The 24,330-nt window shown below is 71.3% G+C and carries 27 protein-coding genes; 7 read left to right on the top strand and 20 right to left on the bottom strand.

The window, feature by feature from the left end; all coding sequences use genetic code 11:
• Positions 1-59 precede the first annotated feature (59 nt).
• The 7 genes from ACG2DA_RS12500 to rpsD form a co-directional block, all read right to left on the bottom strand.
• Positions 60-632: a hypothetical protein gene (locus ACG2DA_RS12500; RefSeq protein WP_395256034.1), complete on the bottom strand. Its 573-nt coding sequence runs from the start codon at positions 630-632 to the stop codon at positions 60-62.
• Between the two features lie 131 nt (positions 633-763).
• Positions 764-2,818: an ABC transporter ATP-binding protein gene (locus ACG2DA_RS12495; protein ID WP_395256033.1), complete on the bottom strand. Its 2,055-nt coding sequence runs from the start codon at positions 2,816-2,818 to the stop codon at positions 764-766.
• A 383-nt stretch (positions 2,819-3,201) separates the two neighbouring features.
• On the bottom strand, positions 3,202-4,599 hold the full coding sequence (locus tag ACG2DA_RS12490) for a rhomboid family intramembrane serine protease (protein ID WP_395256032.1): 1,398 nt from the start codon (positions 4,597-4,599) through the stop codon (positions 3,202-3,204).
• Positions 4,600-4,758: 159 nt separating this feature from the next.
• On the bottom strand, positions 4,759-5,454 hold the full coding sequence (locus ACG2DA_RS12485) for an adenylate kinase family protein (protein WP_395256031.1): 696 nt from the start codon (positions 5,452-5,454) through the stop codon (positions 4,759-4,761).
• A 143-nt stretch (positions 5,455-5,597) separates the two neighbouring features.
• Positions 5,598-6,500 carry a hypothetical protein gene (locus tag ACG2DA_RS12480; protein WP_395256029.1) on the bottom strand — a complete coding sequence of 301 codons (903 nt, stop codon included), beginning with the start codon at positions 6,498-6,500 and terminating at the stop codon, positions 5,598-5,600.
• Positions 6,497-7,417 (bottom strand): hypothetical protein, encoded by a 921-nt coding sequence (locus ACG2DA_RS12475; RefSeq protein WP_395256028.1) that lies wholly within the window; start codon positions 7,415-7,417, stop codon positions 6,497-6,499. Before ACG2DA_RS12475 ends, ACG2DA_RS12480 begins: the two co-directional genes overlap by 4 nt.
• Before the next feature lie 92 nt (positions 7,418-7,509).
• On the bottom strand, positions 7,510-8,118 hold the full coding sequence (gene rpsD / locus ACG2DA_RS12470; protein ID WP_395256027.1) for a 30S ribosomal protein S4: 609 nt from the start codon (positions 8,116-8,118) through the stop codon (positions 7,510-7,512).
• Positions 8,119-8,374: 256 nt separating this feature from the next.
• Here rpsD and ACG2DA_RS12465 point away from each other — a divergent pair, with 256 nt between their 5' ends.
• Complete coding sequence (locus ACG2DA_RS12465; protein ID WP_395256026.1) at positions 8,375-9,754, top strand: sulfatase; 1,380 nt, start codon at positions 8,375-8,377, stop codon at positions 9,752-9,754.
• A 226-nt stretch (positions 9,755-9,980) separates the two neighbouring features.
• Here the strand turns inward: ACG2DA_RS12465 and ACG2DA_RS12460 are convergent, their stop codons facing one another.
• The 4 genes from ACG2DA_RS12460 to ACG2DA_RS12445 form a co-directional block, all read right to left on the bottom strand.
• Entirely contained in the window at positions 9,981-10,184 is a 204-nt protein-coding gene (locus tag ACG2DA_RS12460; protein ID WP_395256025.1) for a hypothetical protein, read from the bottom strand.
• 117 nt (positions 10,185-10,301) lie between these two features.
• The gene (locus tag ACG2DA_RS12455; RefSeq protein ID WP_395256024.1) at positions 10,302-10,985 is read right to left on the bottom strand and encodes a mechanosensitive ion channel family protein; all 684 of its coding nucleotides are present in this window, start codon (positions 10,983-10,985) and stop codon (positions 10,302-10,304) included.
• Between the two features lie 91 nt (positions 10,986-11,076).
• Complete coding sequence (locus tag ACG2DA_RS12450) at positions 11,077-12,060, bottom strand: alpha/beta hydrolase (protein ID WP_395256023.1); 984 nt, start codon at positions 12,058-12,060, stop codon at positions 11,077-11,079.
• A gap of 43 nt (positions 12,061-12,103) precedes the next feature.
• Entirely contained in the window at positions 12,104-13,012 is a 909-nt protein-coding gene (locus ACG2DA_RS12445) for an alpha/beta hydrolase (protein ID WP_395256022.1), read from the bottom strand.
• Positions 13,013-13,080: 68 nt separating this feature from the next.
• Here ACG2DA_RS12445 and ACG2DA_RS12440 point away from each other — a divergent pair, with 68 nt between their 5' ends.
• The 5 genes from ACG2DA_RS12440 to ACG2DA_RS12420 all read left to right on the top strand — a co-directional run bounded on the left by ACG2DA_RS12440 (position 13,081) and on the right by ACG2DA_RS12420 (position 16,391).
• Positions 13,081-13,737, top strand: coding sequence for a phosphorylase (locus tag ACG2DA_RS12440; RefSeq protein ID WP_395256020.1), 657 nt, complete (start codon positions 13,081-13,083; stop codon positions 13,735-13,737).
• A gap of 43 nt (positions 13,738-13,780) precedes the next feature.
• Entirely contained in the window at positions 13,781-14,584 is an 804-nt protein-coding gene (locus ACG2DA_RS12435) for a creatininase family protein (RefSeq protein ID WP_395256019.1), read from the top strand.
• 488 nt (positions 14,585-15,072) lie between these two features.
• The gene (locus tag ACG2DA_RS12430) at positions 15,073-15,420 is read left to right on the top strand and encodes a hypothetical protein (RefSeq protein ID WP_395256018.1); all 348 of its coding nucleotides are present in this window, start codon (positions 15,073-15,075) and stop codon (positions 15,418-15,420) included.
• An 88-nt stretch (positions 15,421-15,508) separates the two neighbouring features.
• Complete coding sequence (locus ACG2DA_RS12425) at positions 15,509-15,991, top strand: toll/interleukin-1 receptor domain-containing protein (protein WP_395256017.1); 483 nt, start codon at positions 15,509-15,511, stop codon at positions 15,989-15,991.
• On the top strand, positions 15,981-16,391 hold the full coding sequence (locus ACG2DA_RS12420; protein ID WP_395256015.1) for a toll/interleukin-1 receptor domain-containing protein: 411 nt from the start codon (positions 15,981-15,983) through the stop codon (positions 16,389-16,391). The genes ACG2DA_RS12425 and ACG2DA_RS12420 overlap by 11 nt, the downstream gene beginning before the upstream one ends.
• A 19-nt stretch (positions 16,392-16,410) precedes the next feature.
• On the opposite strand, the gene ACG2DA_RS12415 is transcribed toward ACG2DA_RS12420, so the two are convergent.
• From ACG2DA_RS12415 to ACG2DA_RS12375, 9 genes are all read right to left on the bottom strand, one after another.
• Positions 16,411-16,737 carry a VOC family protein gene (locus tag ACG2DA_RS12415; RefSeq protein ID WP_395256014.1) on the bottom strand — a complete coding sequence of 109 codons (327 nt, stop codon included), beginning with the start codon at positions 16,735-16,737 and terminating at the stop codon, positions 16,411-16,413.
• 99 nt (positions 16,738-16,836) lie between these two features.
• Positions 16,837-17,796, bottom strand: coding sequence for an AhpC/TSA family protein (locus ACG2DA_RS12410; protein ID WP_395256013.1), 960 nt, complete (start codon positions 17,794-17,796; stop codon positions 16,837-16,839).
• A 61-nt stretch (positions 17,797-17,857) separates the two neighbouring features.
• Positions 17,858-18,616, bottom strand: a complete 759-nt coding sequence (locus tag ACG2DA_RS12405; protein WP_395256012.1) for a DUF429 domain-containing protein — start codon at positions 18,614-18,616, stop codon at positions 17,858-17,860.
• Positions 18,613-19,317, bottom strand: coding sequence for a Uma2 family endonuclease (locus tag ACG2DA_RS12400; RefSeq protein ID WP_395256011.1), 705 nt, complete (start codon positions 19,315-19,317; stop codon positions 18,613-18,615). Before ACG2DA_RS12400 ends, ACG2DA_RS12405 begins: the two co-directional genes overlap by 4 nt.
• 33 nt (positions 19,318-19,350) lie before the next feature.
• Positions 19,351-20,475 carry a right-handed parallel beta-helix repeat-containing protein gene (locus ACG2DA_RS12395; RefSeq protein WP_395256010.1) on the bottom strand — a complete coding sequence of 375 codons (1,125 nt, stop codon included), beginning with the start codon at positions 20,473-20,475 and terminating at the stop codon, positions 19,351-19,353.
• A 72-nt stretch (positions 20,476-20,547) separates the two neighbouring features.
• Complete coding sequence (locus ACG2DA_RS12390; RefSeq protein WP_395256009.1) at positions 20,548-21,231, bottom strand: hypothetical protein; 684 nt, start codon at positions 21,229-21,231, stop codon at positions 20,548-20,550.
• Positions 21,232-21,397: 166 nt separating this feature from the next.
• Complete coding sequence (locus ACG2DA_RS12385; protein ID WP_395256008.1) at positions 21,398-22,492, bottom strand: sigma-70 family RNA polymerase sigma factor; 1,095 nt, start codon at positions 22,490-22,492, stop codon at positions 21,398-21,400.
• Positions 22,493-22,812: 320 nt separating this feature from the next.
• The gene (locus ACG2DA_RS12380; RefSeq protein WP_395256006.1) at positions 22,813-23,253 is read right to left on the bottom strand and encodes a hypothetical protein; all 441 of its coding nucleotides are present in this window, start codon (positions 23,251-23,253) and stop codon (positions 22,813-22,815) included.
• Between the two features lie 99 nt (positions 23,254-23,352).
• Positions 23,353-23,694 carry a DUF3467 domain-containing protein gene (locus tag ACG2DA_RS12375; protein WP_395256005.1) on the bottom strand — a complete coding sequence of 114 codons (342 nt, stop codon included), beginning with the start codon at positions 23,692-23,694 and terminating at the stop codon, positions 23,353-23,355.
• A gap of 250 nt (positions 23,695-23,944) precedes the next feature.
• On the opposite strand from ACG2DA_RS12375, the gene rpsT reads away from it, so the two are divergent.
• Entirely contained in the window at positions 23,945-24,214 is a 270-nt protein-coding gene (rpsT, locus tag ACG2DA_RS12370; RefSeq protein ID WP_395256004.1) for a 30S ribosomal protein S20, read from the top strand.
• Positions 24,215-24,330 lie beyond the last annotated feature (116 nt).

Raw genomic sequence — 24,330 nt, 5'->3', positions numbered from 1 at the left:
GCTGCCCCCTCACCCCCGACCCCTCTCCCCCAAAAGGGGGCGAGGGGGGAACGCCCCGTTCAGGGTAGCGCCGCGGTTTCGCCGACGGCGGAGGCCTCTTCCACCTGGGCGGCGGTCGCGGGGGCGTCGGGTTTGTCGACCGGCTTGAACAGCATCACCATCACCGCCCCGACCGCGGCCAGCACCAGGCCGGCAAAGAACTTCCAGTCCGGCAGCGTTTTGACCGGGTGGAAGTAGACCAGCGTGGCGATCGTGTTGACGATCGGCGCCCCGGCGAACACCAGCGGGGCGACGTACAGCGGCCCCATCCCGCCCTTGGAGGCGGTCACGGCGAAGATCACGCACAGCGCCCCGGCGGCCCCCAGGCAGCCGGCGATGATGCCCCAGCGGATGCCGGCCGCGTTCCAGTTCGCCGTCGGCCGGGCGGTGGGGTCGGCGTTCGCCCAGATCAGCGCCAGCGGGATCAGCACCGCGGTCAGGAAGTAGGCCACGCCCACGAACAGAAACGCCCGCAGGTTGCTGTGCAGCCCGACCTTCGGGTCCCCCGCCGCCACGTGGATGCTCGGCACGTACGTGCCCCAGGTCAGGGCGGCCCCGGAGATAAACAGGAGGACGAGCAGCGTTTTATTCATGGCGGCGGGCGGCGGGGCGGGAAGGAGCGGGGGGCCGGGATCGTAGCGACGCCAGCCCACGGCACCACCGGGACGGCTCGACAGGGCGGCTCGAGGCCTCCGGCTCCCCCGCCCGGCGACAGACCCGCCCCTCACGCCAGCACGGCGTCGTTGCCTTCGGTTTGGAGGACGACCATGTCCGCGTAGCGGCCGCCTTTCAGCATGAGTTCCTCATGGGTGCCGGTCTCGGTGACGCGGCCGTGCTCCAGCACGACGATCTGGTCCGCGTCGCGGATCGTGCTGAGGCGGTGGGCGATCACGAAGCTCGTCCGGCCCTCCATCAGTTCCGCCAGAGCGCTTTGAATCAGGCGTTCGCTCTCGGTGTCGAGATTGCTGGTCGCCTCGTCCAAAATCAGGATCTTCGGGTCCGCCAGAATCGCCCGGGCGATCGCCAGTCGCTGGCGCTGACCGCCGGAGAGTTTGACGCCGCGCTCGCCGATCAGCGTGTTCAAGCCGTCGGGCATCTTGCGGATAAATTCCGCGGCGTTGGCGGCCTCGGCGGCGGCCTCCACGTCGGCGAGCGTGGCGTCCGGGCGGGCGTAGGCGATGTTGTCCGCGACCGTGCCGTCGAACAGGAACACGTCCTGCTCCACCACGCCCAACAGCGTGCGGTATTTTTCGACGTCGAACTCCCGCAGGTCGGTCCCGTCGAGGGTCACGCGGCCCTCGGTCGGGTCGAAGAAGCGGGCGACGAGATTGCACAGCGTCGTCTTGCCGGCCCCGCTGCGACCGACCAGCGCCACCGTGCCGCCCGGCTCGGCGACGAGGTTCACGTCCTCCAACGCCGTTTCTAATTGGTCCCCCGTCTCCCCCTCCGCGGCCTCCTTGCTCCGCCGGCCGGCGGGGTAGCGGAAGGTGACGTCCTCAAATTCAATCCGGCCCCGGACTCGGTCCCGGTCCAACTCCGCCGGCTCGGGGGGCACGGCGAAGTCCCGATCCTCTTCCAAAATGTCCATCACCCGGTCGAGGGCGCTCAGGCCGTTTTGCAGCTGCGTGGCGCTGTTCGCCAGCACGGCGATCGGCTCCAACAGGAGCAATAAATAGGTGAGGAACATCATCAGTTCGCCCAGCGTCAACTCGCCCCGAACCACCTGATAGCCGCCGTAGGCCAGCAGCCCGGCGCTGGCGGCGGGGATGAGGGTCTCCCAGACCACTTCAATAATCCGCATCCACCACCAGACGTGCAGCTCCTGCCGGCCCATGAGGTGTTGGCCGGTCATGTTGCGGCGGGTCTCGGCCTTCTGACGGGAAAAGGCCCGGACGACGCGCATCCCGCCGAAGCTCTCGGTGGCCTGGGCGTCGACGTCCTCGCGGGTGTTGCGAACGGCCCGCCACTGGGGGCGGATGCGGTCGATCCAGGTTTTATGCGTGACCCAGATCACCGGCATCAGCGCCACCGCCCCGGCCAGCAGCCGCCAGTCCACGAAGGCCAGGATGACCAGCGAACCGACCAACTGAACGACCGCCCGCCACGGGTTATAAACGCCGTTGAAGATCAAATCGCCCACGCTGCCGCTGTCGTTCCGCAGCACGCTGGCGATGCCGCCGCTTTTGAGGTCCTGCACGCGGTGGAGCGGCAGCCGCACCGCGTGTTCGAACACCCGTTTGCGGACGCTCATCTGCACCCGCTTGTTGGCCCGGGTGGCGAACCAGCGGCCCCACAGGGCGATGCCCACCTTGATAAAGCTGACCGCCAGCACCGCCCCGACGATCACCCACAGCAGGTTGATCCGCCCCTCCGGCGTCGTGGGGGCCGGCAGGTCGACGGAATCGGTGATCCAGGCGGGCAGCGGGGTGTCGCCGAGGACGCTGTCGATGACGAACTTCGTCGCCGCCGGCGGGATCAGGCCCAGCAGCGTGCTGACCGTCAGCGTGGACAGGGCGAAAGCGATCTCCCCCCGGTGCCCGCGAATCTGCGACCAGAACGCCAGCGCCAGGGCCTTGGCGGAGCGGTTGCGGGGCTCCGCGTTCTTCCGGTGCCGCGTCGCGGCGGGACGCTCCCTTCCCGGGCGCCCCGGCCGGGCGTCGTCGGACCGCTTGCGGTCTTTGAACAGGTCGCGGCGGTACTCCTCGAACCGCACCCGGCTGGGGCGGCCGGAGCGGGAGCCGGCGGGGGGCGGGGAAGAAGACGGGGGAGACGTGCGCATCGCCGGGCATCATTCCCCCGGGCGGCCGAGCGGCAACCGCACGATCCGTTCTCCGCCGTGAGGGGCGGCGGGAGAGCGCGGCGGACGGGGAACGGCATGCGGGCGCCGTTGCCCCCTCACCCCCGACCCCTCTCCCCCAAGAGGGGGGCGAGGGGAGACGCGGTCTGCAAACGCCGAGAACGTTTCGCCGTTCTCTTCTCCCCTCTCCCTCAGGGAGAGGGGCCGGGGGTGAGGGTGAGCGAATGGTTCGCCCGCTCCCGCTCCCTGCGGCGACTGGCTGGTGGGAGAGCACGGCGGACGGGGAACGGCATGCGGGCGCCGCCGCCCCCTCACCCCCAGCCCCTCTCCCCCAAAAGGGGGATGAGGGGAGTTACAAAATGCCCTCACCCCGCGGCGGCGGCGGTGAGCTTGTCGAGCATTTGCCGCTGCTTGGGCGAGAGCGCGTCGCCGTCGACGCCCCGCAGCAGCGTGGCCGCCTGAGACCGGCGGCCGGGGCGCTCCAGCAGGCGGCGGGCGGCCCGCAGGCGGATCACGCCGGCGTGGGCGGCGTCGTACGGCCGCGGCTCCTCCCCCTCCGCCGGCGGCGGTTCGTCGGGTTTGGGCTTCGGGTAGGACCGTAAGTACAGGGCGAACAATTCCGCGGCCTCGGAGGGGAAATTCGCTTTATCGACGGCCTCGGCGAGGGCGAACAGGTCCGGCTCCGGCGGGACCAGCTTCGGCCGACTGCCGATCAGCGTTTCCCACTCCCCCAACGCGCTGATGCCGTCGCCGGCGTCGAGGTGTTTCCGCAGCCGGGCGAAGGTGTCGACCTTCCGGCGTTTCTTCTTCGCCTTCCTCCGGCGGGCGGGCCGCTCCGGGGCGGCGTCCGGCAGGGCGTCCCCGGGCGCCACCGCGCCCGTGCCGCTGGCGGTCTGCGTGGGGACGGTCAGTTCCCGCTGGTAGGTGGAGCGTTTCAATTCGAACTCGTCCCGGTTGCCGTGCGTGCCCTTCAGCACGGCGAACAGGTCCCAGTTTTCGCAGTCCACCCAGCCGAGCTTGAGCAGCGCCACGCCCGCCGCCCCGCCGACGACCGCCCCCATCGTGTGCAGGAAGGCGCTGCTGACGGCGTACTCCACCCCCAGCGCGGCGGCCTGGATCGAGAGCAGCAGGATCTCCCAGGTGATCGAGAACCCGCAGTAGGTCAGGATCGACATCGAGACGACGTCCCCTCGAATCCAAATGATCCAGAGGATGTCCAGGTCGTTCTTCGGCGCCCAAACCATGCTGATCGCCATCAGCCCGAAGATCGCCCCGCTGGCGCCCAGGGCGACGATGTGGTCCGGGTAGCCGATCAGGTCGAGGGCCTCTTCCACCTCCTCCGGGTCCTCGCCGCGTTCGACGAGGACCTCCTCCATCTCCGCCCGGGGCATGTCGGTCAGCCAGCCGGGCAGCAGGATCGCCTGTTCGATCCCGCAGGCGGTCGCCCCGATGGCGACGTAGAGCAGCAGGAAGCGCCACCAGCCGAGCTTTCCCTCGACGATGATCCCGAACCCCCACAGGAACACGAGGTTGCCGATCAGGTGCAGCCAGCCGGCGTGCAGGAAGCAGCTGGTGACCCACTGGAGCGGATGCAGGCCCTCGCCGAACCAGAGCGACCAGTCCTGCTTCGTCTCGCTGAGGCCGAACGTGTCCGGGTCGACCTGCCCCAGCCAGACGTGGGCCGCCACGTTGACGACCGCCACGAAGATCGTGGCGAAGGGGAAGTGGTAGATCGGCGCGTCGGTGCCGACCGGGATGAACATCGCCGCGGGCCTCGCACGAACCGGGAGCTGCCGTCAGAACGTCCGCCGATTGCGGCGGATCACGCCGGCCGCGTCAAGCGGCGGCGGTCGGCCGGCGTGGGCGACGACCGGTCCGTTCCCCCCTCGCCCTCCCGGGAGAGGGGAGAATCTCGTCCCCCGTCAGACTCCCGGCGCGGGCGTTTCGCCCTCGGCGGCCTGCTCCGGGGCGGCGAAGACGGCGTCCTGGATGGGCACCAGCACGTCCAGAATCCGGCGGAGGATCGCCGCCGGGCTGCCGATGGCGTCCAGCCGGTGGATCACCTCGTCGGGGTAGAACTCGCTGACCGGGGCGGTGGCCTGGCGGTAGACCTCGTAGCGGTGGCGGATGATCTCCTCGTTGGCGTCGTCCACCCGCCCCTCCCGCAGGGCCCGGCGGCGGAGGCGGGTGACCATCGCCTCGGTGTCGGTGCATTCGAGGTGGATCAGCGCCTTCACCTCGACGTGCTCCTGGAGCATCTGCGCCTGGTGCACGTTGCGGGGGATGCCGTCGAGGATCAGCAGGTCCTCCCGCGGCTTGAAGCTGGAGAGGAACATGTGCGCGTCCAGCGCCCGCCGCCAGACCTTGACCGTCAGCTCGTCCGGGACGAGGTCGCCGCGGGAGATGTGCCGGGTGATCTCGCGGCCGTCCTCCCCGCCGAGGTCGATCGAGCGGAAGATGTCGCCGCTGCTCAGATGAAAGAAGCCGGGGATCCGGGCCAGAATGCTGCCCTGGGTGCCCTTGCCGACGCCGGGGGCGCCGAACAGCAACGCGGCGGGGAAACGGCGGCGGTCTTCGGCGCGGTGGCGTTCGCCGGGGCGGGCGGGGGCGTCGGGCATCGGGGCGCGGGAGGGCGGCGGCGGGCGGGTCAGGAAGCGGGCACCCTACCACCCGGGGCGTCCCCCGGCCCCCGCCAGCGGGGTCGAACTGGGGCGCTGCGTCCCACTTCGATTAGCGCCGATGGGTCGAGCCGATCGCTGGGTCAGGCGGACCGCACGTTCCCCCGCTGCCGGACCAGCCGCCCCAGCGTGAAGAAGTTGAATACTGCCGCGACGGCGACCAACCACCAAACGCTGAGGGCCGCCCGCCGCTTGGAGACCACCACGTTCCCGATGTCGCTGTACATCACGTGCGAGACGCTCCAGTCCGCCGCGACGCCCGGTAGTTCGACCGTCTCCATCCGGCCGAGCGGCTCCAGCGACTCCGGCACGCCCCAAGAGACCTCCGTCAGCGCGACCTCCCGCAGGACCAGCGCCCGCCCCGGCGGCCCGTCGGCTTCGTCCCGGGCGAACTCCACGAAGCGCTCCGAATAGTCCAGCGTGCGGTGATCCCCCACCGTCCACGGCTCCCCGCCGAGGACGACCAGCGCGACGCCGAGCGGGGCGAACAGCCACACCCACGGCCGGGCCAGCCGCCACGGCAGGCCGGGGCCGTCGGCGGGTTCGTGGACGCCCTCCGTGCGGCGCTGATGCAGCCGCCAGACGCCGACCGCCGAGCCGATCAGCGGCACGCCGAGCCACCACAGCAACTCGGCGTGCAACGAGAGGAACCCGATCGACGCTCCCCGGACCCGCGTCCCCAACGGCCCGTGGCGACGCGACGGCAAACCCCACCCGCCGTAGGTCCACAGCACGCCGTAGTCGCCGCCGGTCACGATCCAATGCACCTCCTCGCCCTCGGCCGGCCAAGAGTCCCAGGCGAACGACAGCGCCCGCCCCGACCAACCCTCGGCGGCCCCGACGGAGAAGCCCACTCCGTACTGGAGCAGGCCCCGCTCATGCCCGGTCGGCCGCGGCTGGAACGCGGCCGCAGCGACCGCCAGCGCCGCCGCCGCGACGGCCCACGGCCGCAACAGGGCGCCAGCGAGTTCGAGGAACGCTCTCATCCGGCCGTCCCCGCCGCGGCTCCCCGCCGGGCCAGGCGGTTGCTGCGGGCCAGCCCCACCAGCGTGACGGCGTTGCCCGCCGCCGCGACGGCGATCAGCCACCAGACGCTCAGCAGAATCCCGCGCACGTGATGAAAGTAGGCGGCCCGGCGCATCGTCCAGCTCGACCGGTAGCGCTTGCCGCTCACCCCCCACCGCGGATCGCCCCACAGGATGGTCTCCGTCGTCGGTTCCGCTTCCCGCCCGGCCGGCGCCGGGACGGTCTCCGACTGCCACACGAACAGGGATCGCGTCGGCTGCGCGCTCGGGGCGGCGGGCGAGACCTGGGCGGAGAAGGGCGGCAAACCGAGCGCCCGCGTGTAGGCGTCGTCCTGCTCGCCCCCGCCGATCACCAGCAGCAGGCCGACCGGGGCGAACGTCCAGACCCACGGTCGCGCCAGCCGCCAGAGCGGGCCGGGCCGCCGTCCGGCGTCGGCCTCGTCGGGGCGTGCGGCCCGCCGCCGCACGGAGCGCCAGAGGAGGAGGATCGACCCCAGCACCGGCAGGCCGAGACACCAGAGCAGACCAACCTGCACCGAGGCGTACTGGACCACGGCCCCCGGCGGCCGTCCCCGCGCCGGCGGCGTGCCGTCGACGGGATTCCCGCCGCCGCGGATCCAGTACACCCCCATCGCCCCGCCCTCTTCCTCCCAACTGGGTGCCGGGTCGTCGACGAACTCAGACGTCCATTGAACGGCGACCGCACGGCGGAGCGGTCCGTCTGTCACCCACACCGACACGTCCGTTCCGGACCAGCCGGACCGGTCCTGCCCCTCGAGAAGTCGCCCGACGAACGCCGCTTCCGCAATCCCCAGGACGGCCAGCGCCACGCACCACGGCGTCAGGATCGTTCGCAGCGTCTCTCGGGGTGCGACCACGATGTGAGCTTCTCTTTGGCACCGTCACAACACAACCCGAGCCGGACGCGGAGGCGTCCGGCTCGGGCGGTGATAGACGGCGAACCCGAGCGTTAGCGGCTCAGGAAGGCGACGACGGAGCCGACGTCGACCGGCAGGCTGACGTCGCCGAAGTCCGGCATCGCGGTGACGGTGATGCGGGGGCCGGACTGGTCGAAGCTGAGGAACTCGGCCCGCTGGGTGACGTCGCTGCCGGCGACGCCCTCGTACATCCGCTTCAGGTTCGGCCGGTTGCGGACGGTGATGATGTCGCCGGGACGCACCAGGATGGAGGGCGTCTTGACCGTGCGGCCGTTCACCTGGAAGTGGCGGTGGGCGATGCCCTGGCGGGCCTGCGGGCGGGTCAGGGTCATGCCGCTGCGGCGGACGACGTTGTCCAGGCGCCGCTCGCAGAGCGTGAGCAGGTTTTCGCCCGTGTTGCCGGGCATCCGGCGGGCTTTGTCGAACAGCGTGCGGAGCTGCTTCTCCCGCAGGCCGTAGTAGTACTTGATCTTCTGCTTCTCGATCAGGGCCAGGCCGTAGTTCGAGACCTTCCGCCGCCGAGCCGGGGGGCCGGGCGGGTTCGGACGGCGGTCGAACGCCTTGCGAGCCCCGGCGTCTTCGTACACCTGGAACCCGAGCCGACGGTTGATACGGGCCTTCGGTCCGGTGTAACGACCCATGGGTGCAGCGAAGCGGGGACAGAACGAGAAGAAGAGTCGACGCCGGCCCATCTAGACCGGGGTCGGGAGCCGCGGCGGTCGCGCGGGTCGGGGAGAGTATCGGGGGGGAAGCAACGGTTCAACCGACTTTCCCGCCCACTTCCCCGCCCGCCCCGGTTCCGCGGCGCGGCGGCCGGCCGACCGGCGCCCGCAGCTTGTTCGGCGGCGGGGCGGAGGGGAAGCTGGGGGCGTCGTTCGTCGCCGTCAGGATTCGTCAATGAAACGCTCGCCCGTGATCCGCCTGCTCGCCCTGCTCCCGGCGCTCTGCGCCGGCTTCGCCCCCCCGGCCGCGCCGGCGGCGGAGCGGCCGCACGTCGTCGTGTTTCTCTCCGACGACCACACGCTGACCGACTCCTCCCTGTACGGCTCGACGGACCTGAAGACCCCGCAGATGGAGCGGGTCGCCTCGAAGGGCATGACCTTCGACCGGGCGTTCGTCGTCTCGCCCAGCTGCGCCCCCAGCCGGGCCGCCCTGCTGACCGGCCTGCTGCCCGCCCGCAACGGCGCCGAGCCGAACCACTCCCGTCCGCGGCCGGAGATCAAAAAGCTGCCGGCGTACTTCCACGACCTCGGCTATCAGGTCGTCTCGTTCGGCAAGGTGGCCCACTACCGGCAGGTGCGGGACTACGGCTTCGACGTCGCCAGGCACTTCAATTACCACGACGACGTCGCCGTGGACGAGGCGATCGCGTGGCTGAGGAACCGCACCGACGACCGCCCGCTCTGCCTGTTCGTCGGCACCAACTGGCCGCACGTACCCTGGCCGAACCCGAAGGACGTGGATCCGCAGGCGATCAAAATCCCGGAGACGCACGTCCACACCCCGAAAACGCGGCAGGCCCGGGCGAAGTACTATCAGGCCGTGTTGACCATGGACGACGAACTCGGCCGGACGTTCGACGCCGCCTACGAGGTCCTCGGCGAGAACACCCTGTTCGTGCACACCAGCGACCACGGCGCCCAGTGGCCGTTCGGGAAGTGGAACCTGTACGACGACGGCCTGCGGACGCCGCTGATCGCCGTCTGGCCCGGCAAGATCGAGCCCGACGTGCGGACCGACGCGATGGTCACCTGGGTCGACATCCTGCCCACCTTGGTCGACGCCGCCGGCGGCGACCCGCAGCAGCAGGCCGGGACGGACGGTCTCGACGGCCGCTCCTTTCTGCCCGTGCTGAGGGGCGAAACGGAGACGCACCGCGACCGCGTCTTCGCCACGCACAGCGGCGACGGGAGCATCAACGTCTACCCCTCCCGCAGCCTGCGGGACGGCCGATATAAATACATCCTCAACCTGCACCCGGAATTCAAATTCACCTCCCACGTGACCGAAAAGCACCGGGACACCGGCTACTGGCCGAGCTGGGAGAAGAAGGCGGAGACCGTCCCCGCCGCCGCGGAGAAGGTGAAGCGTTATCAACAGCGCCCCGCCGAGGAGCTGTACGACCTGCAGGCGGACCCGACGGAGTGGAACAACCTCGCCGCCGACCCGGCCCACGCGGAGCGCCTGAAGGCGATGCGGGCCGCCGTGGAAGCCTGGATGGACGAGACCGGCGACCAACGCAAGGTCTACGGCGAACCGACGCTGCTGACGCCGTAACGCGCTGACGCCTCCCCCGGTTCGCCGTCGCCGTGAGGCGGCGCGGCCCTTCACACGCGCCGCATCGAGCGGACCGCGGAGCGCCGTAGCGGCGGCTTCCAGCCGCCGACTCTCGACGCGGCTTCAGTTCAAGGCTTCCGCTCACGGCGCTCGCGGACGGCGGCAGGATGCCGCCGCTACGAGCCATCGAGCCTTGCACTCACGGTGACGGCGAACCGGGACACGCTCAGGCGGTGGGCGCCGATCGGGCTTCTTCGCTGCCCTCGAACACGGCCAGTTCTTCGTTCAGCCGGGCGATCAACTTGCGAACGCCGGCTTTGACGACCCCCTTCTCGCCGACGGGGTGGTCGCGTCGCAACCGCTCCAGCCGCGCTTCGCGGTCTCGGAGTTCGGCCTCGGCCTTGTCGTATTCGTCACGGGTTTGAATCACAGGAGGACCTCCACGACGCCTTTGCGGCGGCCGTCCGGTTCGACGGCCGCGTGGACGCCTTCGGAGAGGTAGCCGTCGTCGCGGAAGTCGGGAATCATCGTGGAGGGGCCGGTCGCGTCACGCCGGGGGCGGGGGCGAGGGTTTGCCGGCGGTTTCCGGGCGCATGTCCGTGGAGCTGGTGCCGCCGACGACCACGATCGGGTCGGTGAACAGCTTGCTGTTGGGCAGGAAGATGTCGTCGTCGCCGTTCACCATGAAGGTGTAGCGGAGGTCGATCCGCTTCACGACGCCCTCGAAGCCGCCGCACTTGACCGTGTCGCCCTCGTCGAAGGGCTTATAAAGGACGATCAGCACCCCGGCGATCAGGTTGGAGACGATGTCCTTCAACGCGAAGCCGAGCGCGAAGCCGGTCAGCCCCAGCCCGGCGATCGCGGCGGTCATGTCGATGCCGGCGGTCTCCAGCGCGACGAGGGCCCCCGTCACCAGCAGCGTGACGTACACCCCCTTGGCCAGCAGCCGGCCCAACGACCTGTCCACGCCCCGCGACGCCGCCAGCCGGCTCGTCACGCCGCGGAAGATCACCGCCAGCAGCCAGAACGCCAGGAAGATCGCGATCGCCGCCCCCAGCCAGGGCAGGAACTCCCACAGGTCGGTCCGGAACTCGTTCCACATCTTCCCCCCGGCGCTCAGCGGGTCGTGGGCCCCCTCGGCGGCGTCCACGGGCGTCGGGTCGGCGACGGTCGGGTCGACCGGGGGTTCGGCGACGTTCGGTTCGCGGTCGGCGTCAACTTGGAGCAGCATTGGGAATGACGAATGAGGAATGACGAATGACGAACCCGGCGAGGCGTCGCCCACCGTACCGCCCCGTTCGTCATTCCTCATTCGACATTCGTCATTCCGCCCCGTCGGCGGCCCCGGCGAGTAGCCCGCGGCCGGTCATCCAGTCGGCGCACAGCCCGGTCCAGTCCGGCCCGGGGTTGCCGCGGGCCTCGCTGGCGGGGCCGCCCATGCCCCAGCCGTGCCCGCCCTGGTCGAACACGTGCAGCTCCGCGGGAACGTTCGCCGCCCGACAGGCCCGCCAGAACAGCACGCTGTTCTCCGCCGGCACGCCCGCGTCCCCGTTGGTGGCGACCAGGAAGCAGGGCGGCGTCTCCGCCGTCACCTGCGTTTGCAGGGAGAGCCCGGCGAGTTGTTCCTCCGTCGCCTCCCCGCCGAACAGGTTCCCGCCGTTGCCGGCCAGCCGGGGGATCTCGCGAAGCCCCTCCGGCTGGATGTAGGTGATGCGGGGATAAATCATCACCGCGAAGTCCGGCCGGGCGGAAACCGTATCGGCCAGCGGGTCGGCCGTGGCGAGGGGGTTCAGCTCGCGGGCCGCGTCCGTGTGCAGGGTGGCGGCGGACGCGGCGAGGTGTCCGCCGGCGGAGAAGCCCAGCACGCCGACCTTCTGCGGATCGACGCCGTACTCCCGGGCGTGCTTCCGCATCAGCCGGATGCCGCGCTGGACGTCCAGCAGCGGGGCCGGGTGCAGCGGGCCGGGGACCTGCTTCTTCACCCGATACCGCAGCACCGCGGCGGTCACGCCGCGTTCGTTCAGCCACGCCGCCACGTCTTTGCCCTCGTGGCCAGTGGCGAGGGTCACGTAACCGCCGCCGGGGCAGACGATCACCGCCGTGCCGTTGGGGGTCTGCGGCGTGTGAATCGCCAGCGTCGGGGCGTCGGCGTCGTCGGCCAGCCCGCCGGGGATCGAGCCGTCCGCGGTCGTCACGCCTTCCCACAACGGCAGGACGACGGCGCCCTCGGCGGGCGACCCCATCAACTCCACCGGCGGGGCGGCGAGCGCGGGAACCAGCAGGGCGGGCAGTAGGGCGGCGAGCATTGCGGGTCGAACCGGGAGCGGAAAGGGGTTCAGGCGGCGAAGGTCACTCGCCCAGCAAACCGCGGCCCTGCATCCACTTCTCGCAGGCGCCGGTCCAGTCCGGGCCGCCGCGGCCCTTGGCGTCGCCCAGCCCGAAGCCGTGCCGGCCGTTCTGGTAGACATGCAGCTCCGCCGGCACCCCAGCCGCCCGGCAGGCCTGCCAGAACAGCACGCTGTTTTCGGGCGGGACGCCGGCGTCCTCGTTGGTGGCGACGAGGAAGGACGGGGACGTCTCCGCCGTCACCCGGTTCTGCAGGGAGAACGTTTCGTATTGCTCGTCCGTCGCGTCGGGGCCCAGCAGGTTGCGGGCGCTGCCGCGGTGGGCCACGTCGCCGGTGAAGGTGATCACCGGGTAGATCATCACCGCGAAGTCCGGCCGGGCAGAGACGGCCTCCGCCAGCGGGTCGGCGTCGGCGAGGGGGTTCAGCTCGCGGGCCTCGTCCGTGTGGAGCGTGGCGGCGGACGCGGCGAGGTGTCCGCCGGCGGAGAAGCCCAGCACGCCGACCTTCGCCGGGTCGACGCCGTACTCCTTCGCGTGCTTCCGCATCAGCCGGATGCCGCGCTGGACGTCCAGCAGCGGGGCCGGGTGCCGGTTCGGGCTGACCCGATACCGCAGCACGCCGGCGGTGATCCCCTTGGAGTTCAGCCACGCGGCGACCTCTTTGCCCTCATGGCCGGTCGCCAGGGTGCCGTACCCGCCGCCGGGGCAGACGACGATCGCCGTGCCGTTGGGGGTCTCCGGCTTGTGAATGGAGAGCGTCGGCGCCTCGCCGCCGGCGAGCCCGGCGGGAATGCCTTCGGGCACCTCGACGGCGTCCCACAGCGGGAGGACGACGGCGTTCTCGGCGGGGTTCCCCATCAGTTCGACCGGCGGGGCGAGCAGCAGGGCGGGAAGCAAAGCGGCGGCGATCATGCCCGGAACGATAACGGGGGCCCCGGCCGATGCGTTAGCGTGGGCGGATGTTCGATCCCGACGGCCCCGTGCTGCTGATTTCCGCGTTGCAGCGCGAGTTGCCGCCGCAAAGCGGCCCGCTGCGGGAGGTCCGCATGATCGCCGGCGGGGTCGGCCGGCGGCGGGCCGAGGCGGCGGCCGCGGACGCGATCGGCTGGCTGCGGCCGCGGCGGGTGGTCTCGATCGGCTACGGCGGCGGGCTCGACTCGGCGCTGACGGCCGGCGACGTGGTTTCCGCCCACGCCGTCCTCGCCCCGGACGGCGAGCAATTCGACGCCGAACCACCGGGCGAACCGGCGGCGTTGCTGGCCACCGTCGACGCCCCGCTGCTCTCCGCCGCCGACAAGGCCGCGCTGCGGGAGCGGACCGGGGCGGCGGTCGTCGACATGGAGGCCGCCGGCGTCGCCGCCGCCTGTGCCGAGGCCGGCGTCCCCTTCGCCGCGGTAAAGGTCGTCACCGACGCCGCCGACGACGACCTGCCGGCGGGGCTCGAACCGTTTTTGCGGTACGCCGCCGGAGAGGGTTCGAGCCTGGGTTGCGCCGGAGCGCTGCTGCGCCGGCCGACGCTGATCGGCGATTTAATTCGGCTGGCCCGCACGTCAAAACGGTGCTCGGCGAACCTCGCGGCCTCTCTCACCGCACAATTCGCCGCGACCGAGGGAAACGCTCCCTCCGGTCGCGGCTAACTCCACATCCGCCTTCCGCCCTCCTCCCCTCCGCCTTCAAAACATGTCCCCCTGGCGCCTCTCCGAACTCACCTACCAGGAAACCCGCGAAACGCGGTTCGATCTCGCCGTGCTGCCGTGGGGGGCGACGGAGCCGCACAACCTCCATCTGCCGCACGGGACCGATAATTATCAGGTGGAGGCCCTCGCCGACCGGGCCTGCCGGATCGCCCACGAACGGGGGGCGAACGTCGTGCTGTTGCCCGGCGTGCCGTTCGGCACGCAGACCAATATGAAACGCTGCCCGCTGGCCCTCAACATGCACCCCAGCACGCAGCTCGCCGTGCTGCGGGACCTGTGCGGCTCGCTCACGGACGCCGGCGTGGAGCGGCTTCTCATCGTCAACGGCCATGGCGGGAACAATCTGAAGTTCGCCCTGCGCGAGTTGATGGAGCAGACCCCGGTGCATCTCTTCCTCTGCGACTGGTTCGGCCCCGCGGCGGACGGGGCGCGGGAGGAATTGAATCTCGCCCCCGGCAGCCACGCGGACGACACGGAGACCTCGTTAATGATGCACCTCCGCCCGGACCTGGTGGTGCGGAACGACGACGGCTCCCTGCGGGCCGACGCCGGGGCGACGCGGGAGATCGCCCTGCAAAGCGTCCGCGACGGGGTGGTGCAGATCAGCCGCCGCTGGGACCTGCTGACCACCGCCACCGGCGACGGCGACCCGCACCCGGCCAGCGCCGAGAAGGGCGCCCGGCTGTTCGAGCTGGTCAGCGACCGGCTGGCCAAGGCGGTCCACGAACTCGCCGCGGCCCCGGAGACCGCCGCCTTCCCGTTCGCCGATGAAGAGACGGCCGACTGAGGAACGACGGAGACGATCCCGCCCGGGTTTTCCGGAGGCCCGATAGGCCCTTGACGCGGCGTCCGCAGGGTGGAAAGTGGTGCATGGCGATCGACGCTCCCCCCGGGAGCGCGCTCGCCGCGACGAGCGTTCCTCACCGACCCCGGGAGAGACGATGCGGCTCTGTCACTGTCAACTGCCGGCTTCGCCGCCGAACCGCGGCGATTCTTCCCGCCCCGCCTGCGGGGCTCTCTGGTCCCCCGCCCGACCTACGCGGTCGTTTGAACCGGGCGGACGTCTCCGACGTTAAACCCGTCACGGTCACCGGCGAGGCCTTTCGCCTGAAGCGAACGGCGTCGCCGGCCGGTCGCCGCTGCGCGGCCGGAACTGAGTGATGAGCGACGGGCCGACGCGGCCCGTTTGCGGCGACGCGCGCTCCGTGCGTTCCCGCCGCCGCGACGTGCGGCGTGCGGTTCCCCCTGTCCTGCTTCCTGATTCGGAGTTTTCCGATGCGGACCGAAGTTTCCCTGCACCACCTCCCGCGGACGCCGCAGTTGCGGTCGGTCGCGAATCAGCTCGAAGAGAAGGCGGATCGCCTGCTCGGCCGGTTCGGGCGCTCGGTGCAGTCGGCGGAGGTCGTCGTGCGGGGCGGCGACGCCCATCATGGGCCGGACCTGCGGTGCACGGTCCGGGTGGCGCTGAATCGCGGCAAGGCGGTGGTGGTGAAGGCCACCGGGGCCACCCCCGCCGCAGCCGCCGCCGACGCCCTGCTGCGGGCCCGCCACACCGTCGCCAAACGGCTGGACGCCCTCACCCGCCACACCAACCGCGCGACCCTGAGACGAGCCGCGGCGTAGGGGAAAGAATTAGTCCGAGCGTTCTCGATCCAGCCCGTCAGGCAAGGGGTACAGTCCCCGCCTGACGGGCTGTATCATGTCATTGATGATGTCCAAACCCGCCGACTCGTTGAACGTCCTCATCAGTCACGTCGCAGCGGACGAGGCGCTTGCTCATCGAGCCGCCGCCGCGCTGAGACGAGCCGGACACCAGGTATGGACCGGCGACGAGATTTATCCCGGCGACAACTGGGCAGCGAAATACGCTGAGGCGTTGGAGCAGTCCGACGCCATGATTCCGCTGCTTTCGCCGGCGGCGTTAGATTCCGAGCGGGTGCAGTCCGATCTCGCGTTCGCTCTCGGCCAGAAACGCTATGCAAATCGCTTAATCCCAGTCTTTACCGCGGGAGCGGACCCGCAATCCGAGCGCTTTCCCTGGGTGCTGCGACGGTTTCCGCTCGTACGGATGACGGACGGAGCTGACAGCGAGGAAGCGGCATTCCGTGAAGTGACGGCAATGCTCAAGGACAGCGCCGCGGGAACGTCTGAGGCCAACGCGACGCTGACCGCGAAGACTGCCGATGCCGGCTGAGGTCTTTCTGTCTCACAGCAGCGCCGACCGTGAGTTCGTGAAGGACCTCGCCGAACTCCTGCGTCGACACGGCGTCCCGGTCTGGTACAGCGGCACGGAAATCGTCGGGGCTCAGCAGTGGCATGACGAGATTGGCGCCGCACTCGCCCGCTGCGACTGGTTCGTGCTGGTGCTTTCGCCGGATGCGGTGAACTCCATGTGGGTCAAACGGGAGTTGCAGTTCGCCCTACGCCAGAATCGATTCGACGGACGGATCGTTCCGCTGCTGCGACGAGAATGTGACTACGACGCCCTCTCCTGGACGCTCGGCGCCATGCAGTTCGTCGATTGCAAACGGGGCTTGAAAGTCGCCGGCCCGGACCTGATGCGTGTTTGGGGGCTTGGCTATCGGCCAAGCTGAAGGCCCAGCGGCGACAGTCTCACTCGTCGATCCCTTTGGTGCTCAGTAATTCGACCGCGTTGCCGTGGGGGTCGGAGAGGTACAGGCTCTCGGTGCCGTCGCGGTGCGGTTTGAGTTCGCCGAACTTCGCCGCCTCCGGGTGCACGAAACCCAGGTGCGGGGGGTGCTGACCCGGGGTCACCAGGGCCAGGCTCACGTTAGCGAACTTCAGCAGCGCCCAGGTGTCGTCCTGGTAGGCGACCCGGCAGGAGAAGTGCTCCTGATACCACTCGACGGCGGTTTCGATATCGTCCGCCTCCACGGCGACGTGGTGCAGACGGTCGAGGGTCGGGACGGCGGCGGGCATGAGACGAACCGAAAAAGGGGACGAACGGGGAACCAGTCTACCCGCTTCGCCGTCGCCGACAGGCGTCGCACCCGTTCGGGCGGACGAAGCGCGGGCGGTTCACGGCGCCTGGGCGAGGGCCGGCAGGTCCGGGGCGTCGGCGGCGTTGCGGGCGACGTGGGAGGTCAGCACGCCATTCTCGCTCAGCAGAAAGGCCCCGCCCATCTGAAAGCCGTCGCCATCCATCCGGCCGAGGCCGTGCTTCAGGAACGGCGCCAGCCCCTTCGCCCAGACCGTCGGCGAGAACAGCTCCCGGGCGGTGCCGCGGCCCAGCCCCAGCGCCCGGTAGACGGTGCGGTGCGGGTCGGAAAAGCGGGGCAGGTCGTCGAGCCCCGCCCGGGCCGCCCGTTTCGCGGCGGTTTCGGCGTCGCTCATCGTGAGAATCGCCGGCCGCACGCCGGCCGATTCGATCCGCCGCCGGTTCCTGGCCAGGTCGGCCAGTTCCGCCCGGCAGTACACGCAGCCGGAGTGCCGCACGGCCAACAGCAGCACGGGGCCGCGATGCAGGTGCGAGGCCAGCGACTCGCCCCGCTGATCGACGACCGCCGCGGCCGCCTCCGGCCAGGACCGCTCCGTCGGCGGACCGTCGCCGAACGTCTGGGAACCGAACGCGTGCCGGTCCGCGGCTCGGTACAGGATCACGGCGAACGGAACCCACCAGATCAGGTCGTTGCCGAGGTTGTGCACCCCCATCGCCCACGGCAGTTCGCCCCGCAGCGCCCCCCACAGAAAGCCGATCGGCCCCAGCAGTTTGCCCAGAAAGCCCACCAGCACGATCGGCCAGTGCCGCAGCGGGTCGCGGGCGGCGCACAGATAGCCCACGCCGTAGACCCCCACGACCATCCCCAGGCAGCGCCAGAACGCCGGGTTCCCCACCTCCACCCCGGTCCAGCCGACCGTCCACCCAACCGGCAGCAGCACGACCGCGGCCCCCCACAGCAGGTTGTAGACGCCCGCCGCGACCAGCACGGGCCCCATCCACGGGGCGGCGGTCGGGCGGGGGGCGCGGGGCGAACGCATACGGAGGCGACCGATCAGGGGCGCTGCCATCGTAACGCCGTCGCGTCCCCGGGTTCGTCCCTCACCCCGGCGGACCGAACCAGATCCAGCCTTCCCGCCGCAGAGTCTCCGCAGACAGGTCCGCCGGCGGGGGATGCACGCGGCCGGCGACGAAATCCGCCGCGGCGAGCACGCAGACCGCGGCGTCGAAAGCGTCGTCGGAGGCGATCAACGCCTCCCGCCCGCAGGCCAGCGACGCGTCCTCGGCCAGCCGATCCGCCAACGCGGTGCGGGTGGCGGCCGTCTTGGCCCGGTCCGTTCCCTTGTACCCCGCCAAGGCGAGCCCGCGGCTCCGCAGCGTCGCCGCGGGGTAGACCTCGATTAGCCCCGCCCCGCCGTCGGCCGGCGGCCCGGGCTCGCGGAGCAGGGGAAGCTCCCGCCCGGCCCGCAGTTCCCCGGCGACGCCCAGGGCGAACGCGGCGGTGCGGGCGATGCGGTCGGCCCCGACGTCCAACGGCCGCTTGCCCAGCGTGCGGTGGACGAAGTCGTCCGTGGCCCGGCGGAACAACCGGTTGGCGGCGTGCGGCAGCGGCTCGCCGGCGGCGTGGACGACCAGCGTCGCCCCCAGCGCCGCCGGCCAGCCGAGCGGGGCGTCGAACGCCACGACCGCCGGCCGCCCGGTCGGACGGTCGTCCATCCACCGCCCCAACACGCCCGCCGCGTCCGCGGTCCCGGCGAACGCTTCCTCAATCGTCGCCCGCTCCCCGTCCCACGTGCCCCGGGCCGCCCCGGCCTTCTTCGGGTTCGTGGAGCAATCGAACCCCAGCAGCGCGACCGTCACCCGGCCGCCCCGGCCCGGTCCGCCCGCAGCCGTTCGATCAGGGCGTCCTGCAGCTCGCCGTCGGCGGCGTCCGGCCGTTCGCGGAGCAACTCCGCCGCGAAGGCCAGCGGGAACCCGGGCAGTTCGCCGCTGTCGGACGCAGTCTCGTACTCCCCCGCGTCGTTCAGGCGATGGCAGGCGAGGGCGCCCTCCGCCCACACCCACACCTCTTTGACGCCGAGCCGAGCGTAGATCGGCAGCTTCGCCACACCGGGGCTGGTCACGTCGACCTCAATGACGAGGTCCGGCGGCAGGTCCCGTTCAAGGTCCAGCAGGTTCGTCCGCGGGGCCGGCAGCCGGTCGAACGAGCTGATATAGAACGACTCGTCCGCGTCCGCCCCGCCGCGGCGGCGCCGGCGGAGCGAAAGCGAACCGGACGCTTTCGTACGGATGCCGAACTCCCGGGCGAACGTCGAGACCAGAAGGGCGAGGGTGGCGGAGGCGGATTCGTGCAGAAAGCCGTTCGGCATCTCGATCTCCAGCCGGCCGGTCGGCTCGTCGAACGTGAACTTGAACCGGTCGTTGCCCGGGGCGTCCGCGAGGCGGACGTACGTCGCCCAGTTCACGCCTTCCAACACAAATCGGGTGCCGGGCGGCGGCGTCGAGTCGACGGACGCGAGCCGAGGCGGGGCGAGGGCCGGCGGGTCGGCGAGGGCGGACATGCGAGTCGACGATCGAGAACGAGGACGTTGAGTCTACCGCGGTTCAAGACCCGGCGGGACGACGCCGTAGTCGGCGCCGGTCTCGGGCGCCGGCAGGTCGCCGAGGCGGCTGCGGGCCGGGGCGGCGGCGTTGACCCAGACGTTGTCCTCGAACCGAAACGTCTCCGGCGCCGTGCCGGGGCCGACGTTCACCCGCGTCCACACGCTGCCGGCCTCCCAGACGATCACGTTCCCCACGATCGCGCCGCCGCGGGTGTCGATCATGTGGGCCGCGTCGTTCTCCTTGAGGATGCGGAAGGGGAAGCGGGTCTGGTCCCGCAGCGTGCAGCCCTCGACCCGGCCGCCGTCGGAGCCGACGAAGGCCACCGCGGCGGCGCCGCCGATCAGGTCGCAGCTCCGCACCGTCACGGCGGCGGCCTCGTACGGGGCGTTCGGCGGGCGGAAGAAGGCCAGCCCGGTCGACCCGCCCAGGTTCACGCCGCGTTCGGTCACGCCCTCGACGCGGCAGTTCTCGAACAGCACGTCGCGGCACCCGCCCTTCGCCTGCAGACCGATGCCGGAGGCGCCGCCGCCGTCGATCCGGCAGCGGCGGATCGCGGCGTCGTGGCAGCCGACCAGGTCGATCCCCTGACCGCCGCCGCCCCAGCGTTCGGCGACGCAGTCGTGCATCCGCAGGCCATCGACGCCGGACAGCTTGAAACCGTCCAGGTTTCGGCGTTCGTCGGCCGGGCCGCCGCTGTCCCGCACCGTCACCCGGCGGAGCGTCAGCGGCCCGGCCGGGGCGTCGCGGTCGCCGCCGTCGTCCGCATTCAACCCGTTGCCGGAGGCCCCCGCGAAGATCAGATCACTCAAGACCGCATGGGCCGGGCGGGTCAGTTTGATGCCGGAGTTCCCGCCGCGGAACGTCGGCGGGTCGGCGGGGTCGTCGCCGGTCAGCGTGACCGGGCGGCCCGGCTCGCCGCGGGGGGACCACTCGAACCCGCCGGCGTACTCGCCCGGCCGCACCCGCACCGTGTCCCCCGGCCCGGCGGCGGCGAGGGCCCGGCGGAGGGCGGCGTCGGAGTCGACCGTCGTCACCTCGGCCGCGGCGGGCAGGCCGGTTGGGAGAACCGCCGCGGCGACGGCGAGGCAGCGAAACACGGCGCGAACGGCGAACACGGCGGAACCTCCGGGGCGGGCGAACGCCCGAGCATCCGCCGCCTCCGGCGGGCGTTCAACCCGGTCCGACCGTCAGGTCGGTTCGAGCAGATCCTCGTCGCTCGGCGTCGGCTCCGTCGCCAGGACCGTTTCCGTGGGCGGGCGCCAGGCCCAGATCACCCAGCCGACCGCCAGCGTGACGCCCCCCGCCGCCGCCAGACTGGCGACCATCTGACTGAGCCAGTGCCCGCCCAGCACGATCCGGCAGCAGGCCCCGGCGATCAGCAGCAGGGCGGCGACGACCGTCGCCGTCACGGCCTGCGGCTTGGAGACGGTCCGCGGGAACAGCAGCGCCGCCCCGAACGCGGCCCCGAACACCAGACCGAAGGTCGAGGGCAGCCCGGAGGAGTCGCTCGCCGAGGCGATCGGCACGAACTCCGGCGTCGGCTTCGGCACGTAGATCCCCGCCCGCAGCCCCAAATCCATCAACCGGACCAGCAGGAACACCGCCGGCACGGCCGCCGCCCCCCGCCAGCCGGCCTTCACCCAGCCCAGCCCGGCCCCGCAGAGCAGCGTCAGCCAGACCAGCGGCGGCTTCGCCGTGGAGGTGAGCCACTCCGCCCAGCCCGGCTCCGCCCCGAACAGCGATTGCAGCGCCTTCGTGACGGCCACGTCCCCCGGCAGCGGCCCCTGGGCGGACCATGACGTCACCCCCACCACGGCCGCGGCGACCAAACAGGCGACCGCGGCGAGGAACAATCGATGAGCGAGCAACATGGGCGAGCGACAGGGACGAGTCCGGGGCGAGGCGGCATCGTCCCCGATTCCGCACGACCGCACTAGCGGGAGATCACCAGCCCCCCGTGCGGACGGAACGGTGGCCCGGGCCCGGCAGGCGACGCGGGATTCGCCAGGACCCGGTGCGCGGGGGCAGTGCGGAGGATCAGTGCGGGGCGACGAGCTCCGGGGCCTCGATCCGCATCTCCTCGGCGAGTTCCCGCAGTTTGCCGATCGCCCGGTTCTGGAGCTGGCGGACCCGCTCCTTGCAGATGCCGAGCTGCCCGGCGACGACCTGCAACGTCTGGACGCCCTCGCTTTCCTCCAGGCCGAAGCGGGCGGTGAGGATCATCCGCTCCCGTTCGTCCAGCTCGCCGGCGGCCTTGGCCATCAGGCGCTGGAAGTCGGCGTACTGGCCCTCGTTGAGGTGCCGTTCCTCGTGCTCGTGCGGGCTCTCGGAGATGATCTCCCCGGTGCCCAGCACCATCCGGCTGTTCCGCCGGCCCCGCTGCTGGACCATGCGGTAGTAGGCCCGGCGGATCGCGTGGGTGGCGTAGGTGGAGAAGCGGAAGCCGCGGCCGTAGTCGAACTTGGCGACGGCGTTCATCAGGGCGACGTTGCCCTCGGAGACGAACTCGTCGAAGGAGACGTTCTGGTCGGCGAACTTGCGGGCGATGCTGACCACCAGCCGCAGATTGCAGCGGGCGATGCGGTTGCGGGTCGTCTTCGCCTCGGCGAGAAGGAACTCGATCTCGGCCAGCTTCTTCTTGCCGGGGCGGTGCGGGGAGAGGCTCTCCCGCAGGCCGGCGGCCTTCCACTTCAGGAAGTTCATTTTGCGGAACAGCGCCGCCTCGTGCTTGGGCGTCAGCAGCGGGACCTCGTACAGCCCGGCGAGGTAGTTCGGCAGCCCCTCGGGCCGACGGGCCCGGCGGGCGACGGCGCCCTCCTCGATCAGCGGGGTGGCGAGGATCTCCTTCTGGACCGCCGGGTCGGCGAACTCCGGATTGTCGATGAAGTCGCACTTCGCCTTCAGCACCGCGGCGGCCCGGGCCTGCCGACCGGCCTTCGACTCCGGATCGACCGCCGTCGGCGCCCCCTCCGCGGCGTCTGCCGCCGGCAGGCGAGTCTGCCGGGGGAGGCGGGTCTGCCGGGGGAGGCGATTGACGGGCGTCCGCCCGGTCCCGCCGCGATCCGTCCGGCCTCGGTTCTGGGGAGACGCGGCCTGGGGGGAGGTCTGCGTCGCGGTGCGAGCGGCGGGCATGACAGGCAGTCCGTTCAGGGGGAGGCTGGCGTCCGGGGGGAAGCCCCCCGGAGCGGGTCCGCGGCCGCGGCCGACGCCCCCGGTCCCGCCGCCCGAGCCGCCCCCGCGGGGCGTGTATCGAGCGACCGGCTCGCTGGCGTCCGGTCGGTCCCGCGGTGAATCGGCGTCGAAACGTCCAAATCGTTCACCGCTGTGCTGACGATACGCGGGGCGGCGAGGGTTGCCAATCACGTCGTCGGGAGCGACTTCCGCGTGACGGGGTGAGGGAATCCCCCGTTGGAACGGGCATTATACCTGTTGCAACAACAAATGTCGCGGGTTCAGGTCATGCGGGCGGCGAGCATCGCCAGCGTCAGAATCCCGCGGGCGGTCCACAGACCGGTGCGAATCCAGTTCGTTCCCACCAGCGCCGCGTGGGCGGCGGGGGCGAAACCCGCGGCGAGTTCCTTGTGGCGGGGGACCTGCAGAAAGGAGGTCGACAGCCAGATCCCCGCCGTCAGCGCCGCCCTGAGCCAGCACTGCCACGCCGGCACGCCCTCGGGGACGCGCAGCGCCAGCCAGCCGCTGACGGCCAGTTCTGCCAACATCAGCGGCGCCACGATCCAGGTGATGCGGACGGTGTGGCGCCGTTCGTACTCCGCGAACCCCTCCGCCCCCACGCCGTCGAACAACGGGTAGTGCACGAGCTGCACCGTCCAGATCAGCCCGACCAGCGGCAGGGTCGCGGCGGCCTGAACGAGCAGGGCGGTGGCGTCTGACACGGGGAAGTTCCAAGAACCAAGAGGTCAAGAACCAACTGCGCGACGGCGACGCAACGTGCCCCGCTTGGTTCTTGACGGCTTGGTCTGGCGATCTCCGCTTCAGCCCTGATTGACGACGCGTTTGCGGACGTCGACCTGCACCTCGCCGAAGGTTTGCTCGTGCTGGCGGAGGGCGACGTTCAGCGCCCCCAGCAGGCGCTTGGCGGTGAAGGGGTTCATCACGATCCGCTGGGAGACGTCCACCTTGGCCGGGACGCCGCCGCCGGGGTGCGGGTTCAGGCCGACGTCGAGGATGATCTCCTCCGGACTGCGGGAGACGCGGCAGAAGTTGGCGTAGCAGACCGCGGCGCCGCTGTCGTCGAACTGGACGTTGACGCGTTTCTGTTCGGGCGCGTCCCCGGCGTCGGCTTCGGGATCCGGGGGGAGGGCGTCGCTGCTCATCGGGGGCGTCCGGTGCGGGGCTCGATCGAAACGGGGAGAAGTCCGTCATACCGGCGGGGCGCCGCGGCGGCAACGCGGAACGGAACGCCCCCGTCGGCCGTCGTCTCCTTTCGATGGCACGGCGTCTCGATGGCAGGGCGTCGGACTGGATTGCCCGGGGCGGGCTGCATAGACTCCGCGATCCCCCCGTTCCGGCCCGCCCGACCCGGCGCCGCGCCCGTCTCGTTTCGCCCCGCCGTTTCCGCTCCCGATGCCCAACTCTCCCAGCGCCAAGAAGGCCCTCCGCAAGAGCCAGAAGCGGCGGTTGGTGAACCGGTCGAACCGCAGCGCCCTGCGGACCGACCTGAAGAAGGCCCGCGTCGCGGTCGAGGAGCAGCCGGCCGAGGCCGCCGACGACGTGAAGAAGGCGATGCGGCACCTGGACATCTCCGCCGGCCGCGGCCTGATCCACAAGAACAAGGCCGCCCGCCTGAAGAGCCGGCTGGCCAAGAAGCTCAACGCCGCCCTCGCCGAGGGCTGAGCCCCGCCGCCCGCGGCCCGCAGCAGCATCGAACGCCCGCCGCCCCCCGCGGCGGGCGTTTTCGTGCGCCGGGGCGAAGGAGCCGCCGCGTGGTTCTGCCTTCGCGGCCCCGGCGC

It is taken from the genome of Alienimonas sp. DA493 (genome assembly GCF_043951915.1).
GTDB lineage: Bacteria > Planctomycetota > Planctomycetia > Planctomycetales > Planctomycetaceae > Alienimonas.
This window is presented reverse-complemented; position numbering and strand designations above follow the sequence as displayed.